Here is an 18,652-nt window from a genome sequence, read left to right on the forward strand (position 1 = left end):
GAATGCGTTTTTCTATTTACCGTTATAATCCCGAAACGGATGCAAAACCCTATGTAAAAGACTACGATTTAGATATCCCACCCGATTCCAGCATGATGGTATTGGATGCACTGCAACTAATAAAAGAGCAGGATGAAACTTTAGCTTTTCGTGCATCATGTCGCGAAGGGGTTTGTGGTTCCGATGGTATGAACATTAATGGATTAAATCGTTTAGCGTGCATCACCTCAATTTCATCTCTAACACCACCTATTGTGATAAGGCCATTAATAAGTTTCACGATTATTCGCGATTTAGTGGTGGATTTTACGTTATTTTTCAAACAATACGAACGGGTTAAACCCTATTTACAAAATGACTCTGAACCTCCTTTGAAAGAGCGACTGCAAACACCAGAAGAACGTGCCAAATTAGACGGACTTTATGAATGCATTTTATGTGCTTGCTGTACCAGTAACTGCCCCTCTTCCTGGTGGAATCCAGAAAAATTTATCGGTCCTGCAGGGTTATTATCAGCTAATCGCTTCCTGCAAGACAGTCGTGATACAGCAGCAGAGGAGCGTTTAGCCAATTTACAGGATCCCTTTAGTGTTTATCGATGCCGTACCATTATGAATTGTACTGTGGTTTGCCCTAAACATTTAAATCCTGCAGAAGCGATTGCAGATATTCGTCGTTTAATGACCAAAAAAGGATCTTAACTCTTATTCAAGGAACTTATATGAATCAGCAAAAATTTCGTAATTTTGATTTACTGACGTTCAGTTATCCTTTTACAGCAATTATCTCAATCTTGCATCGAATTTCTGGAGTTTTTTTGTTTTTACTGATTCCATTTCTATTATGGATGCTTGAAACTGCCACAACTTCCCCAGATGGCTTTACCTACATCGTTGCAATATTAACAAATCCGTTTGCTAAATTAATACTATGGTTTTTTTTAGTAGCCTTTTGGTATCACCTTCTCGCTGGCATTCGTCATTTACTCATGGATGTTGGCATAGGTGAAAGCCTAAAAAATGCGCGTTTCAGTGGAGGAGTAATCCTAGCATTTACTCTCATCGTCGCACTCTTCATAGGGAGTTGGTTATGGTAAACAAGTTGATTACAGAAATGAGTTTAACGGGAAATGGTTTGCGAGATTGGCTAGTACAACGTTTTTCAGCACTCATCGTGGCAGCTTATTTTTTAGTGTTATTCGGTTTTTTTATTCTTCATCCACATCTTAATTACCTTGGGTTACGCCAATTTTTTTCAACTACATGGATGCAAGTATTTACGCTCATTGCTTTGTTGAGTTTATTTGTGCATGCCTGGATTGGGATCTGGACTGTCATCACGGATTATATAAATCCTATTGTCCCGCGCTTAAGCCTCCAAGTCTTGGTCATTTTGACGCTATTTATTTATTTCTTTTGGGGTGTAGAAATTTTATGGAAACTACTTAAATGAGAGCATGACTATGTTAACAACTTATACATTCGATGCAGTTATTGTGGGTGCAGGTGGTGCAGGAATGAGGGCTTCGCTTCATCTTGCACATTCGGGACTCAAAGTTGCAGTTCTTTCAAAGGTTTATCCAACACGTTCACACACAGTTTCTGCACAAGGTGGTATTGCTGCCGCATTAGGCAATGTACATGAAGATGATTGGCGTTGGCATATGTATGATACGATTAAAGGTTCTGATTATTTAGGCGATCAAGACAGTATCGAATACATGTGCCAGATGGCACCTAGTGCAATGTATGAGCTGGAACACATGGGTATGCCTTTTTCACGCTTGGATAATGGGAAAATATATCAACGTGCCTTTGGTGGCCAAACAATTCACTTTGGGAAAGACATAGCACATCGCACTTGTGCTGTAGCCGATCGTACTGGACATGCTTTACTGCATACTTTATTTCAAAATAATATCAAAGCAAAAACCCATTTTTTTAATGAGTGGTTTGCTATTGACCTAGTAAAAAATTCACAGAACCAAATTGCGGGTGTCATCGCATTATGCGTTGAAACAGGAGAAATGGCCTTTTTTAATGCCAAAAACACAATTCTTGCTACGGGTGGCGCAGGACGAATTTATGCTTCATCCACCAATGCACTGATTAATACGGGTGATGGCTTAGGTATGGTATTACGTGCTGGATTTCCATTGCAAGATATTGAAATGTGGCAATTTCATCCAACGGGGATCCCTGGGGTTGGCATATTAATTACCGAAGGTGTACGCGGTGAGGGTGGTTATTTGCTGAATAAACATGGAGAGCGGTTTATGGAGCGTTACGCACCTCATGCCAAAGATCTTGCCTCTCGCGATGTAGTCTCTCGTGCCATAGCTTTAGAGCTACGCGCAGGGAATGGGTATAATCCAGAAGGTATTGATTATGTTAAATTAAAACTCGACCACTTAGGTGCGGATATTATTAATTCACGTTTACCTGGAATAAGAGAGTTGGCAATAACCTTTGCTCATGTTGATCCCCTTGCTGAGTTAATCCCTGTAACACCAACTTGTCATTATATGATGGGTGGGATACCAACCAATGTACACGGACAAGCGTTGACCTTAGGGCCTGAAGATAAGGATGTAATTATTGAAGGTCTTTATGCGATTGGTGAATGCGCTAGTGTGTCAGTGCACGGTGCTAATCGCTTGGGAAGTAATTCATTATTGGATTTAGTGGTATTTGGTCGCGCAGCGGGTCTACATGCAGAACAATCAATTAAAGAGGGTTTAACCCATTCTAAAATCAGTGAAAGCGATATTGAAGCCGCCCTAGTTCGCATAAATCGGTGGAATAACACCTCCAACGGAGAAAGCGTTACTGCTATTCGGCAAGAAATGCAAAAAGCGATGCAAAGAGATTTTGGCGTATTCAGACAAGAAGAACCAATGATTGAAGGACTTAAAAAACTAAACGATTTACGTGAACGATTAAAACATGCTGCATTGACTGATAATAGCCAAGTTTTTAATACAGCACGTATTCAGGCATTGGAACTCGATAATCTCATGGAAGTAGCGTTTGTCACAGCAGTCGCTGCATTGACACGTAAGGAAAGTCGAGGCGCGCACAGTCGGGAAGATTATCCTAAACGTGATGATAAAAACTGGTTAAAGCATTTATTATGTTATTCCGACGGAAAGACAAACTATCGTCCAGTCAATATGAAACCTCTAACGGTCGACCCATTTAAGCCGACTGAAAGGGTGTATTAAGAACTATAGGGAATGAATATGAATGCCTCATTTACATTACATCCTATCGCTCCCTATCGATTGGATTATACCGTTTTCACATTACGCAGAAGAAGTAAAAATAGTGTTGATCGTTGGGATGGCCAATACTATACGCGCATATTTAACCTGGACAATAAACCCATTAAAGTGATGGTTAAGCAAACAAATAGCTTTAATAATCCAGAGATTCTTGTATCACTCGACAAGCCCATTCATCCTGTAGTTCAAGAAAAAATAAAGCACCTTATCGAAATGATGTTGGGACTCAAGCGAGATCTTACTGATTTTTATAAAATGGCCGAAGAGGATACACGATTGAGTCCACTGGTATTTCAATTTATGGGCGTCAAACCACCTCGTTTTCCTTCTCTTTTTGAAGCGCTAATTAATGCGATTTCATGCCAACAAATATCTCTTGATGCAGGCTTACACATTCAAAATCGATTGGTTCAATATATTGGCATGAAAATGAATCATAATAATCAAGTGTTGTATGCATTTCCAAGCGCAGAGGATGTGTGTCATTGTTCCGTTGTTGAACTAAAAAAAATAGGCTATAGCACCCATAAAAGTGAAACAATTCTTCGCTTGGCATCAGCGCTTATAGAAGAGCAAGCTGCCTTTAATCGTTTGGAGGGGAAACCCAATGATGAGGTGATTCAATTTCTCTGTCAATTTAAAGGGATCGGTCGTTGGACTGCTGAATATATTTTATTGCGCGGGTTAGGAAGAATTGATGTTTTTCCAGGAGATGACATCGGCGCACAAAATAATTTACATAAGTTCCTTCACCTTGAGGAGAAGCTCAATTATAAAAAAACTTCAGAAATTACTGCGCTATGGCACCCTTATGCCGGTTTAGTTTATTTTCATTTATTATTGCAAAAACTTGATGAGAAAGGAGTACTCTAAAATGCCAAACATTGAACTTAAAAGGATTTATGAGGAACCCAAAAAAACAGATGGATTTAGGATATTGGTCGACAAACTATGGCCACGTGGCATTAAGAAAGAGGATGCTGCTATTGATTTATGGCTCAAAGAGATTGCACCGAGTGATGCGCTAAGAAAGTGGTTTAACCATGATGCTCACAAATGGGCAGAGTTTCAAAAGCGTTATGCAAAAGAATTAGAAGAGAAGCATGAATTACTTAATTCAATTAAAGAAAAAGCAAAACAACAAAAAGTTACACTACTGTTTGCTTCTAAAGAAGTAGAACACAATAATGCAGTTGCATTACTCAATATACTCCTTCATCACGCGCAGTAACATCAGGAGATGTCCAAATGCTAATAAAAAAATGGATGGCTTGGTTCAAAGGCTCCCACGCAAAAAACGCCCAAACAATCATCAATGAATCATCAGAAGCATCATTTCCTGCAAGCGATCCCCCTTCTTGGATCACCCAAGAGCATGAAATTAAAAAACCGGCCATTGCATCATCCATTATTTTAGAAAAGGAATTTCACCAAAAAATACAACAATCTCTGGTAATAAATGGCATGGAATATCATTACTACAGTTTACCAGAAGCAGAACGTGCAGGCCTTAAAGGGTTATCGCAGCTGCCCTATACTTTGAAAATTCTTCTAGAAAATTTACTTCGTCATTTAGATGGGCATACGGTTACTGTAGATGATGTCAAAGCACTTGTTGATTGGTTACAAGATAAAGCTTCCGATCGTGAAATTGCCTATCGACCTGCGCGTGTATTGATGCAAGATTTTACCGGTGTTCCTGCCATCGTTGATCTCGCAGCAATGCGTGATGCCATTAAAGAAATGGGAGGAGATACGCAACAAATCAACCCATTGACTGCGGTTGATTTGGTCATTGATCATTCCATACAGGTCGATCATTTTCTTGATTCCGATGCATTTACTATCAATGCCCAAAAAGAAATGGAGCGAAATTATGAACGCTATAAATTTTTACGTTGGGGACAAAAAGCCTTTCAAAATTTTCGTGTAGTGCCACCGGATACGGGAATATGCCACCAAGTAAATTTGGAATATTTGGCGAAGACGGTTTGGAGCCAAGAAATCAATGGAAAAGCTTATGCTTTTCCAGATACATTGGTCGGCACAGACAGCCATACGACTATGATCAATGGCCTTGGTGTATTAGGATGGGGCGTTGGGGGTATTGAAGCGGAAGCCGCGATGCTAGGACAACCCATTTCAATGCTCATTCCAGAAGTTATGGGTGTCAAATTAACAGGTCACTTGCAAGAAGGTGTGACAGCAACAGATCTCGTGCTTTCGATTACTCAACTTCTACGCAAAACAGGGGTAGTGGGTAAATTTGTTGAGTTTTTTGGAGAAGGATTAGCTGAATTATCCATTGCTGATCGAGCCACCATCAGTAATATGGCGCCTGAGTATGGTGCAACCTGTGGTTTTTTTCCAATTGACCAAACAACGCTTGATTACTTACATTTAAGCGGAAGAGACAAGCAAACCATTGCTTTGGTTGAGGCCTATGCCAAAACTCAAGGTTTATGGCATGAGTTGGGCCAAGTGGAACCTGTTTATACGGATGTTATCACCCTGGATTTAGCAACAATTCGTCCTTGCATGGCGGGGCCAAAACGTCCACAAGATTATGTTGAGTTATCCAATCTGGTTCACATCATGGATCAATTTCTAGCTGAAAGTAGTCGAAGTGACGAAAAGTATAAGGCATTTAGTACTGGTGCGGGTTATGAATTACATCATGGTGATGTGGTCATTGCTGCGATTACCAGTTGCACCAATACGTCAAACCCCAACGTGCTTATTGCTGCTGGATTGTTAGCAAAAAAAGCAGTTGAAAAAGGTTTGAAAAGAAAATCATGGGTCAAAACCTCATTTGCTCCAGGCTCTCAGGTAGTTACTCGATATTTAGAGCAAACAGGCTTACAAGACTATCTTAATGAATTAGGATTTACCTTAGTAGGTTATGGTTGTACGACGTGCATTGGTAACTCAGGCCCACTTCTTGAATCTGTTGAGAAAACCGTGATTCATCATGATTTGATTGTGTCTGCAGTACTGTCTGGTAATCGTAATTTTGAAGGACGGATCCATCCACTGGTGAAAGCTAATTGGCTCGCATCTCCCCCACTTGTTGTAGCCTTTGCTCTTGCTGGAACAACTTTATTTGATTTAACTCACGAGCCTCTGGGAGTTGATAAGACAGGAAATCCTGTTTATCTTAAGGATTTATGGCCAACAAATAATGAAATTGCCCATGAAGTAGCAAAAATAACCAAGCACATGTTTCATGAAACTTACGCTCATATCTTTAATGGTACTGAAGAATGGCAGGCCATGACAATTGATGAATCTGATACTTATGTTTGGCAATCTGATTCTACCTATATTCAACATCCACCATTTTTTGAGGCAATGGATGTGATGCCAGAAAAAATACAGGATATTAAAGAAGCTAGAATTCTTGCACTGTTTGGTGATAGTATCACCACCGATCATATTTCACCTGCTGGTTCAATTAAACCAGATAGCCCCGCAGGACAATACCTTCAATCCCAAGGGATTGCTGCTAAAGAATTTAATTCTTATGGTTCACGTCGAGGTAACCATGAGGTGATGGTTCGTGGCACGTTTGCGAACATCCGCATTAGAAATGAAATGGTTCCGGGTGTTGAGGGTGGTTTAACTCGACATATTCCTACTGGTAATATAGTACCCATATATGATGCAGCAATGCGGTACAAAAAAGAACATATTCCCTTAATTGTTATTGCTGGAAAAGAATATGGGACTGGATCTTCTCGTGATTGGGCAGCAAAAGGGCCGAAGCTTCAAGGCATAGTGGCTGTTATTGCAGAAAGCTTTGAGCGAATTCATCGCTCAAATTTAATAGGTATGGGTATTCTTCCTCTGGAATTTTCTGAAGGATTCACGCGTAACACACTAAAAATTACAGGTTCTGAACAAATTGATATTTTAGATCTTGCCCAACAACTGAAACCGCATGCATCGATAAAAGCGGTAATTCGTAAGGAAGATGGAACACAAACAGAAATAAACCTTATTTCGCGAATTGATACGTTAACTGAATTGGCGTACTTCAAAAATGGTGGTATTTTACAGCATGTACTTAGAGAGATGTTAAATGCTTAGGGGTAGTGACAATTCAGTTCTCGACATCCCGCGGACAAGCCAGGGGATGTCAGGTCTTAAAAAGAGAATTGTCAACAGCCCTAATAAATATCAATAGAAAAATAAAAGAATGATGGGTTATTTTTATTTAGAACTTATCTATTAATTACACTCTTATTTTTCTGTAAGTTTATTTTTAAGGATGACTTTTTTATTCATCTAGAGACTTAATCATTTAAAACAACGTGTTTCGCATAAGGAATGTGCCAAATGGGTAATACATCCCCAGTTACAATCAATGCTCACTCAAATTCTGATTCTGTTTCAAACGTACTTAAATGGATTTTATTGTTCACGGCAATTGCTTGTTTTATGGCTCTTGCGTGGGGCACTTATAAAACGTATCAACTTGCCCCTCCGTTGCCACAACAATTTTTATCCCCTTCAGGGCAAATCATTATGACTGAAGAGGATATAGTTGCAGGTAAAGCAGGATTTCAGCGTGCTGATCTTATGGATTATGGCAGTCTCTACGGTATGGGTTCCTATTTTGGAGAAGATTATACAGCAAAATATCTGGTACGTTTGGGACGAATCATAGAGGATGAACTAGGAAAACAACGTTTTGGAACATCATTTGCAAATCTTTCTGAAGGCGATCAATATCTGGTGCGTAAAACGATGCAGCACGAATTACAAAACATTGATCTCAGTCAACAAACAAGTACTTTATCTCAACCTCTAACTACAGCAATACAACAACTACAAACTGAAATTTCACAAAACCTGCTCCAGCATAATTTAGAAACGGGGTGGACGAAAGCATATAGTCTAGATACAAAAAGTGCGATACAAACAGCGGATTTTCTAATCTATTCTTCACTCACTACTATTGCTCATAGACCGGGGCAAAACAGCTCCTATACCAATAATTGGCCCTATGAACCGACTATGGGGAATAATCCAACGCCGCATACTTTTTACTGGACCTGGATCTCTTTTTGTTTTGTATTTTTGGGTTTTGGATTCGTATTATACATTTATCATCAATATCTGAGTGCACCAGATAATGCACTCAAAAATCCAGTGCTGTTGGGTTTTGCACCACTCACAGCAAGCCAGCGAAAAGTAGGACAGTATTTTATCATTGTTGCTCTGGTTCTGCTCGTTCAAATTGGTGTTGGCGCATTATTAGCTCATTACTATGCAAAGCGTACCGATTTTTATGGCATTAATATCAATGAAATTCTTCCTTTTAATTTTTTGCGTGATGTACACATCCAAACCCCTATTGTGTGGATCGCTCTTTCCTGGATTAGTTCTGCTGTTTTTCTTGCTCCATTAATTAGTAAAAAAGAAGCAAAAAATCAGGGTTTTTTTGTGAGTCTATTATTTTGGATCACTCTTTTTATCGTAGGGGGCGCAATTATTGGCGATTACTTAGGGATTATGGGCTATGTGAATGAATTCTGGTTTTGGATTGGCAATCAGGGCCTAGCGTACTTACAACTTGGCCGTTTATGGCAAATTGGGTTTTGTGCTGGACTTTTTCTTTGGAGTTTTATTGTTTTTCGCGGAATGTGGCCAACCTGGAGTCGATTAAAAGAGGCTACGGTTGAATTTTGGACGGGAAAAATTCGCTTGGAGCATCTTTTTTGGGCGAGTACATTAAATGTTGCCATTTTATATTGTTTTGGGATGATTCCTTTAACTGGAATTGAAAAATCATTCACCATTACTGACTTTTGGCGTTGGTGGGTGGTCCATCTTTGGGTCGAGCAATCTTTTGAATTTTTTGCCGCATGTGCTACGGCCTATCTTTTAATGGGAACCGGCTTGGTTTCTCGTCTTCTGGCAGAGCGTGCTATGTTGTTTGAAACCATTCTTATCTTTTTAGGTGGTGTCATTGGTACCGGACATCATTGGTATTGGACGGGAACACCAGATATATGGGTACCCCTTGGCTCCATGTTTTCTTTCATTGAGGTATTGCCTCTTGTACTTCTTATTATTGATGCAATTGAAGAACGTCAATTGATCAAACGTAAAGGGGATTTTACTTACAATCTCGCTTATCTCTATATTTTGGGCGCCTCATTTTGGAATTTTGTTGGTGCAGGAGTATTTGGTGGCGGGACACTCAATGCGCCCTTGATTAATTATTATGAGCATGGAACTTTTCTTACTTTGAATCATGCGCATACTGCCTTGTTCGGTGCCTTTGGTTTACTGGGTATTGGATTAATTTATTTTTGCTTACGTTATGCAGCAGGAGAGAATGCTTCATGGAGCGATCGCTTAGGGGTCTGGGCTTTTTGGTTATATAACCTTGGGGTCATCCTATGGATAATTTTAAACTTTTTTCCTATTGGCTGGTCGCAATTAATGGATGTTTATGAGCATGGCTATGCTCATGCTCGAAGCCTTGAGTTTTATAATACAACCCTATTATGGCAATGGTTGAGACTACCAGGTGATGTTCTATTTGCACTGGGTGCATTACTAATGGCCTATGATTTTATTCAAAAGTTAGGTCCTTTTTTTCCAAAGTGGATAAGTGCCAACAGTGTGGAACAAAATCAGAGGAGCAGGGATAAATCAGTTTCTGAAGCGTAATAGCACCCAAAGATAAGAAAGGAGAATAGCCTTAGTGCAGGCATGTTTCATATAGTGAACTCTAGGCCTCATGAAAATTCAGTAATTCATAGTAGTCTATAATTAATTAGAGTGGGCGTTTATTTGTATCCACTGGATTTTGAATTGTTTTAGGCAACAGTCAATTTCATTTCCATAAAATGAATGTGGAGAACTGAAGTTTGATTTTGCATGAACTAGGACAGATAAATTAAATTTTTTTGAGTTATTGTGATGCAGGAATACAAAAAATTTATTTGCGTTATTTGTGGCTTTATATATGACGAAGCAGAAGGATGGCCAGAAGAGGGAATTGAGCCGGGCACACTTTGGGCTGATGTGCCAGACGACTGGTTTTGCCCAGAATGTGGCGCTTGTAAGGAAGATTTTGATATGGTTGAACTAGTCGTGGTTGAATAAAATTAAATGACACAACAATGTATCAAAACCATTCTGAATTTAATTGAACTTCTACGTTAAGTGTACGACTTTTTCTTGGTTCGGAATCACATCTGGGAGTTATGATAAAACACCATATTGTCACTAGGTTGACACGCCTCGAGCATGTTGAATGAATAAACGTTTTATAGGGGTAAATCCGTTACACAATCCCAAACCTAAACTACGTAAAGTAACCACAGGCCCAAAGGAATTACCAAATAAGCGTTTAAATCCCTCCATAAGCAATATAATTTGCCATACAGCAGCCTTGCGTTCGCGTTGATAAGCGCCTAATGCTTTTTTCGAACAAAGACCACCAGAAGCTGCATCCAAGCACTGAGTCCAGGAATTTACATCAGCTAATCCAACATTTAAACCTAAACCGGCCAAAGGGTGAATTGTATGTGCGGCATCGCCAAGAAGCAGCCAACGATTACCGGTATATTGTTTTGCATGCCTCATATGTAAAGAGAATTGATGGCGCATGCTCATTATTTCTACTTGACCTAATCTTTTAGCAAAGGCTTGGGTAAGTGACTTATTAAATTCGTGATCGGAGAGGTTCATTAATTCTTTTGCATGATTGGAATCAGTAGACCAAACAATGGAGCATTGATGTGGATCTGCCAATGGTAAAAATGCTAAAGGTCCATCGGGACGAAATACTTGAAAAGCAGTTTGTTTATGTTCTTTCTCAGTAAACACTGTAGCGACCAAAGCTTGCTGATCATAAGACCAGCTGGTTAAGGCAACTTTTAGTTTTTGTCGTACTGGAGAATGGGCTCCATCAGCGATCATTAATAGCAACCCTTTCCAGCTTTGCTTCATGTTGCTCACAATAACTTCATCATCGTCACACCTTACCGCTTCCACAAAGCTATTTGGGAATAAATGAATTGTAGGGTGCACGGCAATTTGCTTGAATAAAGCATACTTAAGAATGGATTCTTCCATGATAAAACCTAAGTTTTGCTCAGCAACATAGCGTGAGTCAAAATCAATATGTGCACCACTTACGAAGTCCCAAACATGCATACGGCAATAGGGAGAAACTCTTGACTCTTCCAAATGGTGCCAAACATTTAATTGTTGTAACAGCATTTGTGAAGCATAATTGATGGCATAAACACGAGTATCGGCACGTAAGGCACCCGCTGTTAATGAACCTGCATCAATAACGGCCACAGTATAGCCACGCTGCGCCATAGCTAAAGCTGAAGCTAACCCTACAATGCCACCGCCAACTACCAATACATTAAATTCCAGACTCATTTTGTCTCCGAACGTTTAAGCGGAGCGTGTTTTTGCGTCTCGCTTAAAGCAATTTCACACACTAAATCAGGAATCACCCCCCCAAAACCACGGGCATATCGTGCCAAAAGATTTTTTAATACAGGAATGTTATCCAATGCAATTAACCCTAAACCACGCATCAAACCCATACCTGGTAAACGGCTGGTAAATACTTGAATTAAACCATCGGTTAAGCAGGTAATTGCTTTTTGATCGTGCGTTCTTAGGTGCGCATAGTGCAGGAGCATTTCTGCAGTCAGCCCTTGCTCTGCAATGCATTGGGCCAACATTGCCACATCCCTAAGTCCTAAATTAAACCCTTGTCCTGCTACAGGGTGTAACGTATGTGCTGCATTGCCAACAAAAACAATGGGCCAGCGAATTTGCTGCGGCATTAAAACTTGCTGCAAAGGATAAGAAAAACGTTTACCTATTTTATTAAAACGACCAGCACGATAACCAAAAGCGTGTTGTAATTGTTTTAAAAAATCTGCATCTGATAAAGATAACAAATGCGCTGCCTCCTTAGGAGGTACTGCCCATACTAAAGACATTCGGTCGTCTTGCATAGGTAAGAGCGCTAAGGGGCCATGAATTGTAAACCGCTCATAGGCACATTGCTTATGCGGCTTAAGTAAACTCACATTGGCAACAAGGGCATGCTGATTGTATTGTTTCACTTTAGTCGATAAATTACAAAAACGACGTACCCGTGATTGGGTCCCATCTGCCGCAACAATTAAACGAGCAGCAAGAGTAACTTCTCCTAAGTCAGTATGGACGGTCGCCGAGCATTTTTCATAATCCAAAGACTGTAGGGTTGCGGGGGTTATAAGCTGATCTTGAGGTACTAATTGATGCAAAGCCTGGTTAATATGCTGCATTTCAACAACATAACCTAAAGGTTCATGTACTTGACTTTGTAAGCGTGAAACACCAAAATGATGTTGATCCGAGACATGAATCATCTCTATAGGGGTTACATAAGCTTTAAGATGTTCCCAAACTCCAAGCATGGTCAGTATGCGTCGACTGGCTGGTGATAGTGCTAATGAACGTGCATCAAAATCAGGCTTTATTTTATCACTAAAGGGTTTCGCTTCTACCAATAAAGTGCGATAACCTAATCCTTGCAAAGCAAGCATTAGAGTTGCGCCTGTTAAACCACCACCAATAACCAGTATATCAATATCTCTATTAATCACGCATTAATGCCTCAATCTCATGCACCTCTACAGGCAACGCCGCGGTTATTACCTCATGGCCTGTTTGAGTCACCACCACATCATCTTCAATACGCACCCCTATATCCCACCAACGTTTATCTACTCCAGGAGTATTTGCACTAATGTATAAACCAGGTTCTACAGTTAAGACCATTCCCGGTTCCAAAGGACGCCATTCACCATTAATTTTGTAAAGACCGATATCATGTACATCTAATCCCAACCAATGCCCTGAATTATGCATATAGAAGGGTTTATAGGCTTCTTTAGCAAGCAACTCATCCACATTTCCTTGCAGAATACCTAATTCACATAAGCCTTCTGTTAAAATACGTACTATAATTTGTTGTATTTCATTCCAAGGAAATCCTGGCTTAACTGCTGCAATTCCTGCTTTTTGTGCTTTGAGCACAAGTTCATAAATACTTTTTTGCTCCACACTAAATTTCCCATTCACAGGAAATGTGCGGGTAATATCGGCAGCATAATTTTCATATTCACCACCCGCATCAATTAAAACAAGATCACCTTCTCGTAAGGGTTTGTTGTTGTCCGTATAATGCAAAATACACGCATTCTCTCCTCCACCTACAATAGGATCATAAGCAACACTACGACAACCTTGACGGCTAAACTCATAGACAAGCTCAGCTTCTAACTGATATTCATGTTCCACATGCTTACAACGGCGCATAGCCTGTTCATGGGCTTTAACAGAAATATGTGCTGCTTGACGCATTAACTCCAGTTCCGCTTCACTTTTGAATAAACGCATTTCACCTAATATAGGTTCTAAATCACACAATTGCTCAGGTACTTTTATACCACGCCGTACTTGGCCTTTCACCTTCTCCAAGGCTTGCATAATTATTTTCTCAACTTCGGGATTACGTGCAAGAGCATAATAAACTGCTGTTTTTCCACTTAATAATTTAGGCAATTCGTCGGCAATACAACCTATAGGAAAAGCAGCATGCATTCCTAATTCAGACAAAGCACCATCCTGGCCTAAACGCTTTCCAGTCCATTGCTCCTCCATGGGATTACGTGGACGATTAAATAAAATACTTTGTGTCTCTGCTCCAGAGATCAGGATCAACAACGCTTCAGGTTCATTAAAACCGGTCAAATAATAAAAATTACTTTCCTGACGAAAGCGATAATGGGCATCTCCATTACGTAAGCACTCATGAGCTGCCGGGATAATTGCAATGCTTCCTTCGGGCAGTCTTTGCGTTAAATTTTTTCTTCTTGTTTGATATTCTTGTTGAGAAATCATATCAAAATCCCTTATTAATGCGTTATTCCAGAATTCCCACTAGGCTCACCCATGACCAAGTCACTATACAAACGCAGCACTGCCATCCGAGTATATTCGCTCACTTCCATCAATGCACGTTCATCATCTTCGCCTACATCTATTGTGTCACAATCAAGCTCAGCAAATTCAATAAGATGTTGAAATGCATCCTGTGCTTCTTCGTCATGGAATCGTCCAACGCCAATACCTGCCAACTTCAACGACTCAATAAACCCTTGGCACCACTCACTAAAAGCATGTGCCCTGACCAATAGAGGCTCATACTCATCAGGAAGCATCATTTCAAATCCAAAATCTAAGCTACAAATTTGTTGTTGACTTATTGAAAAAACAGCAAACATCGCTAAAACAGCATTACGGCTTGCTTCATCTTTTTTATTATTCAATAAGGCACGTAAATAAGCTTCGCCTTGAATATCTGCGCCTGCACAAAGATAGCCACACATCGCGCCATGTAATAAACTGGCAGATATCTGTAAGTTTAATACACTAATGGTTGTAGAAAACTCGCCATAATTAGGCAAATGCAAATGTTCTTTCTCAGACATATTCAACTCATTTATATAAAGTGATCTCCATAATAACCGATTTAATGCAAGCGTTCACCCTACTAATTGCTGCTTGCAAGCAAAATTGTTACTATTCTTATAATTCAATGGAATTATAAAGGTCTATTATTATGTCTCATATGAAAACATGTACCATTAAATTGCTTAATGCAACTTATGAAATTAAGTGTCCTGAAAACGAAGAGGCTAATTTACATCTTGCAGCGCAGAAATTAAATAACCAAATCCTTATCAATAAAAAGAAATCCAAACAACTTGATAATCTTCAAACGTTATTACTTGCTGCTCTTGATATAAGCCATGAATTAATATTATGCAAAAATAAACAGGCCTATCAGCAACATCAAGTAACTCAATTTATTACTTCATTAGAAAATAAAATTAATAAAATGGTAGATGGCGAATTGCTAGAAAATATTCCGGAAACAAATTAATCGTCTTTCGGAGCATTTCTTCATTACTGTAACGTTATAGGCTAGGTGTACCTAAAATATAACCAATTAAAGGGACTAAAAATGAGACGCCAATGGTATATAGGATTTGGAGTAGCCCTATTAATTACTCTTGCTTTTTTTATTATGCTGAGTGATGTTAGATGGTTTGTTGCTTTTCTTATTCCCCTGGTAATCTTATGGATCTATGATTTAGTACAGACGAAACATACCATTTTACGTAATTTCCCAGTTTTGGGCCATGTGCGCTACTTTTTAGAGTTCTTGCGTCCTGAAGTCCAACAATATTTCATTGCTACTGATGAAAGCGAACTTCCATTTAATCGTGAAACACGCTCGCTTATTTATGAACGAGCAAAAAATACGCGCGACACCATACCTTATGGAACAGAACGTGATATTTTAAGTGTGGGCTACACATGGGCGCTACACTCTTTAGATCCGAAGCATCACTCAGAAGTAGAGTCACGAATTATGGTCGGAGGTCCTGATTGTTTGCAACCTTATAGCGCCTCACGATTTAATATTTCAGGCATGAGCTTTGGTGCTTTGTCAGGAAAGGCCATTATGGCCATGAATAAAGGAGCCATGATTGGTGGTTTTGCCCAATCTACTGGTGAAGGGGGGTTAAGTCCCTATCATCTCCAAGGCGGCGATATTATATTTCAAATAGGTACGGCCTATTTTGGTTGCCGCGATGCGCAGGGGCATTTTAATGAAAAAGAATTTGCCGTAGAAGCAAACCGTAAAGAAGTAAAAATGATAGAACTTAAACTTTCTCAAGGCGCTAAACCCTCTCATGGCGGGATCTTACCCGCAGCTAAACTTACTGAGGAAATTGCGAAAGTCAGAAAAGTTTCTATGGGTCAAGACGTTGTATCACCGATTGCTCACACTGCATTTACTACTCCTATTGGTTTGCTACATTTCATAAAAAAATTACGTGATTTGTCTCATGGAAAACCTGTTGGGTTCAAGCTATGTCTCGGTCGCAGAGATGAGTTTCTCGCGATCTGTAAGGCCATGTTAAAAACCAACATCTTGCCAGACTTTATTACGGTTGATGGGGCGGAAGGAGGCACTGGGGCTGCACCCGTAGAATATACCAATTTTATTGGCACCCCTTTAGAGGCTGGATTAATTTTTGTGCATAATGCCTTAGTAGGGATTAATGTACGCGACAAAATACGCATTATCTGTAGTGGCAAAGTCGCTAATGGGTTTGACTTGCTCACTAATATCGCCTTAGGAGCGGATATGTGTAATTCAGCAAGAGCAATGATGATGGCTACAGGATGTTTACAAACCAAGCAATGTAATGCTAATACCTGCCCAACAGGAGTAGCAACTCAAAGCAAACGCTTACAATATGGTTTAGTTGTAGATGAAAAAAAATATCGAGTCGCGAATTTCCATAAAAATACCATGAAAAGCTTTTTAGAAATGGTTGGATCGTTAGGCTTAGACAATCCCAGTGATTTACAACCCAGCCATATTATGAGAAGAGTGAGTGTGCAAGAAGTTAAGTCTTTTAATGAGATCTACGAATATCTTACACCAGGACAACTATTAAGTTCTGAGATTCCGAAAAGTTATAGAACTCATTGGGAAGCAGCCGATCCAGAAAAATTTTAGGTGTTTATTTGGTGACTTCTTACCAATTAGATTGATTTTACTTGAATGTAAGATGCTCTATATTGTGCTTCATTACAAAAATTCGAGTCTTGCTTATTTTGACTGCATGTTAATGAATTGCCAAGGATCGGAAAAATCCAATTCTTCAAAATATAGTTTTTTCCTATTTTGTAAAGGAGTCCAATCAGTATAGTAACCGCCTACCTTCCCAAGATAAGGTAAGGCAATTTGTAAAACCTCATCATAATCTAACTCATCTGGTTCCACTAAGCCTTTGTTAGGATGTTGCATCGCCCAAATTATCCCACTAAGTAATCCCGCAACAACCTGTAAACTTGTTGCATTATTATGAGAAACTATTTCACGAGTTGATTCTATGGACAAAGTAGAGCCAAACCAATAAGCTCCCTTAGAATTGCCCATGAGTAAGACACCAAGCTCATCTACTCCTTCTACTATTTCGTCAACAATTAACCGACTATTTTTTTGGGGAAACCACTCTTTACTTTGCAGTTCATGAATCGATAAAATGGCATCCGGACAAGGACAATAAGCATAAAGAACTGTAGGTCTATATAAAATTTCATGATTATATTTCAAGGTTAAATAACTCGTAATCGCGGTGGTTTCTGGGTGAGTAATTAAAAATCCATGATAAGGACCAAAGCTTGGGGTCCAAGAACGAATTTTAAAACTACCACTGGGACGCTCTATATAAATACTTGATTTTTCTCCCTGCGAATGAATTTTTCCACCGCTAGGAAAATGACGCTCATGACTGCCCCATCCTATTTCAACAGGTTGTTTAATTTCCTCGATAAATCCTTTGATAGACCATGTATTAACAAATTCTCCTAATTTTTTAGGGAGGCGTGTCACTTGGGTATCATGTTCTGCAATGTGAATTACTTTAATATTAAGTGTAGAAGCAAGTTTAGCCCATTCCAATTGATTTTTGGGCATAGAAATTTGCAAATTATTATCCTTGGCCATATTTAATAAAGCTTGTTTCACAAAATGAGAAACCAATCCAGGATTAGCGCCATGAGTAAGGACAGCCGTTTTTTTAACTGTTTTTTTTAATTTTAAAATTGTTTCTCGTAACCAATAATTTGTCCTTTCTTCAGGAATATTTTTTTCAAAAAGACTTTCTCCCCACTCTTCTATAGAAGCATTTATATACAGTGCCTGTTTTTCATTGCAAAGTTGAATCATAGCCGCACTTGAAATACCAATAGAAACATCAATAACTACATCGTCTGATGCGAGTTGATTGCCGATAATTTCTATATAATTTTGTTGCGTAATCTTTTGAATAAAAAAATTAACTGCAAATTTGTGGGCAAGAGAAATTGCAAAATCTTCATCAGTGATAATTAAAATTTGCGCTGGAGAAATATTTAATCGATTAACCAATAACGGTAATATCGCTTGTCCGATACAACCAAATCCCAGTAGAATAATTTTTTTATTAAAAGTCTCTTTTCTCATACCAATTCCTTTTGGCGGATTTAATTTATAGTATAGTTATCAATAAATAATAGAGAGAGCTTATTATCTAAAATATTCGTATTACTTATTAAACCTAATCAAAATTTCAATAAAGAAATACAAAGATAAGTGATTATTAAATCCTTTCTTTTAAGAACCAATTATTTTAATGTAAGTCTCCGATTTTAAGGAGCGATAACAGTTTTTTCATAGATACCATACGCTTTAAGCATCTAATA

At 39.1% G+C, this 18,652-nt stretch carries 16 protein-coding genes; 11 read left to right on the forward strand and 5 right to left on the reverse strand.

Features of this window, described 5'->3' with window-relative positions; translation table 11 throughout:
* Window positions 1–2 precede the first annotated feature (2 nt).
* The 9 genes from DYH34_RS16850 to DYH34_RS16890 all read left to right on the forward strand — a co-directional run bounded on the left by DYH34_RS16850 (window position 3) and on the right by DYH34_RS16890 (window position 10,405).
* Complete coding sequence (locus DYH34_RS16850; RefSeq protein WP_058465795.1) at window positions 3–701, forward strand: succinate dehydrogenase iron-sulfur subunit; 699 nt, start codon at window positions 3–5, stop codon at window positions 699–701.
* A 20-nt stretch (window positions 702–721) separates the two neighbouring features.
* The gene (gene sdhC / locus DYH34_RS16855) at window positions 722–1,096 is read left to right on the forward strand and encodes a succinate dehydrogenase, cytochrome b556 subunit (RefSeq protein ID WP_058465796.1); all 375 of its coding nucleotides are present in this window, start codon (window positions 722–724) and stop codon (window positions 1,094–1,096) included.
* Window positions 1,090–1,452: a succinate dehydrogenase, hydrophobic membrane anchor protein gene (gene sdhD / locus DYH34_RS16860; protein ID WP_058465797.1), complete on the forward strand. Its 363-nt coding sequence runs from the start codon at window positions 1,090–1,092 to the stop codon at window positions 1,450–1,452. The genes sdhC and sdhD overlap by 7 nt, the downstream gene beginning before the upstream one ends.
* A gap of 4 nt (window positions 1,453–1,456) precedes the next feature.
* The gene (sdhA, locus tag DYH34_RS16865) at window positions 1,457–3,223 is read left to right on the forward strand and encodes a succinate dehydrogenase flavoprotein subunit (RefSeq protein WP_420795583.1); all 1,767 of its coding nucleotides are present in this window, start codon (window positions 1,457–1,459) and stop codon (window positions 3,221–3,223) included.
* Between the two features lie 18 nt (window positions 3,224–3,241).
* Window positions 3,242–4,156 carry a DNA-3-methyladenine glycosylase family protein gene (locus DYH34_RS16870; RefSeq protein WP_058465799.1) on the forward strand — a complete coding sequence of 305 codons (915 nt, stop codon included), beginning with the start codon at window positions 3,242–3,244 and terminating at the stop codon, window positions 4,154–4,156.
* Between the two features lies 1 nt (window position 4,157).
* A complete protein-coding gene (locus DYH34_RS16875; RefSeq protein WP_058465800.1) occupies window positions 4,158–4,514 on the forward strand; it encodes a DUF488 domain-containing protein in 357 nt (118 codons plus the stop codon).
* A 17-nt stretch (window positions 4,515–4,531) separates the two neighbouring features.
* Window positions 4,532–7,372: an aconitate hydratase AcnA gene (gene acnA / locus DYH34_RS16880; RefSeq protein WP_083502792.1), complete on the forward strand. Its 2,841-nt coding sequence runs from the start codon at window positions 4,532–4,534 to the stop codon at window positions 7,370–7,372.
* Between the two features lie 249 nt (window positions 7,373–7,621).
* Complete coding sequence (locus DYH34_RS16885) at window positions 7,622–9,967, forward strand: nitric-oxide reductase large subunit (protein WP_420795584.1); 2,346 nt, start codon at window positions 7,622–7,624, stop codon at window positions 9,965–9,967.
* A 252-nt stretch (window positions 9,968–10,219) separates the two neighbouring features.
* Complete coding sequence (locus DYH34_RS16890; protein WP_058465802.1) at window positions 10,220–10,405, forward strand: rubredoxin; 186 nt, start codon at window positions 10,220–10,222, stop codon at window positions 10,403–10,405.
* Between the two features lie 123 nt (window positions 10,406–10,528).
* On the opposite strand, the gene DYH34_RS16895 is transcribed toward DYH34_RS16890, so the two are convergent.
* Genes DYH34_RS16895 through DYH34_RS16910 form a run of 4 tightly spaced genes read right to left on the reverse strand, consistent with a single transcriptional unit; the run spans window position 10,529 to window position 14,814 of the window.
* Window positions 10,529–11,698 carry an FAD-dependent oxidoreductase gene (locus DYH34_RS16895; protein WP_058465803.1) on the reverse strand — a complete coding sequence of 390 codons (1,170 nt, stop codon included), beginning with the start codon at window positions 11,696–11,698 and terminating at the stop codon, window positions 10,529–10,531.
* Complete coding sequence (gene ubiH, locus DYH34_RS16900; protein ID WP_058465804.1) at window positions 11,695–12,924, reverse strand: 2-octaprenyl-6-methoxyphenyl hydroxylase; 1,230 nt, start codon at window positions 12,922–12,924, stop codon at window positions 11,695–11,697. The genes DYH34_RS16895 and ubiH overlap by 4 nt, the downstream gene beginning before the upstream one ends.
* Complete coding sequence (pepP, locus tag DYH34_RS16905; protein WP_058465805.1) at window positions 12,917–14,224, reverse strand: Xaa-Pro aminopeptidase; 1,308 nt, start codon at window positions 14,222–14,224, stop codon at window positions 12,917–12,919. The genes ubiH and pepP overlap by 8 nt, the downstream gene beginning before the upstream one ends.
* Before the next feature lie 14 nt (window positions 14,225–14,238).
* Window positions 14,239–14,814 (reverse strand): UPF0149 family protein, encoded by a 576-nt coding sequence (locus DYH34_RS16910; RefSeq protein ID WP_058465806.1) that lies wholly within the window; start codon window positions 14,812–14,814, stop codon window positions 14,239–14,241.
* 131 nt (window positions 14,815–14,945) lie between these two features.
* Between DYH34_RS16910 and DYH34_RS16915 the strand changes: the two genes are divergently transcribed.
* A complete protein-coding gene (locus DYH34_RS16915) occupies window positions 14,946–15,269 on the forward strand; it encodes a cell division protein ZapA (protein WP_058465807.1) in 324 nt (107 codons plus the stop codon).
* 81 nt (window positions 15,270–15,350) lie between these two features.
* Window positions 15,351–16,922 (forward strand): FMN-binding glutamate synthase family protein, encoded by a 1,572-nt coding sequence (locus DYH34_RS16920; RefSeq protein WP_058465808.1) that lies wholly within the window; start codon window positions 15,351–15,353, stop codon window positions 16,920–16,922.
* A gap of 93 nt (window positions 16,923–17,015) precedes the next feature.
* On the opposite strand, the gene DYH34_RS16925 is transcribed toward DYH34_RS16920, so the two are convergent.
* Window positions 17,016–18,413 carry a saccharopine dehydrogenase C-terminal domain-containing protein gene (locus tag DYH34_RS16925; RefSeq protein WP_058465809.1) on the reverse strand — a complete coding sequence of 466 codons (1,398 nt, stop codon included), beginning with the start codon at window positions 18,411–18,413 and terminating at the stop codon, window positions 17,016–17,018.
* Window positions 18,414–18,652: the final 239 nt, after the last annotated feature.

It is taken from the genome of Legionella cincinnatiensis (assembly GCF_900452415.1).
GTDB lineage: Bacteria > Pseudomonadota > Gammaproteobacteria > Legionellales > Legionellaceae > Legionella > Legionella cincinnatiensis.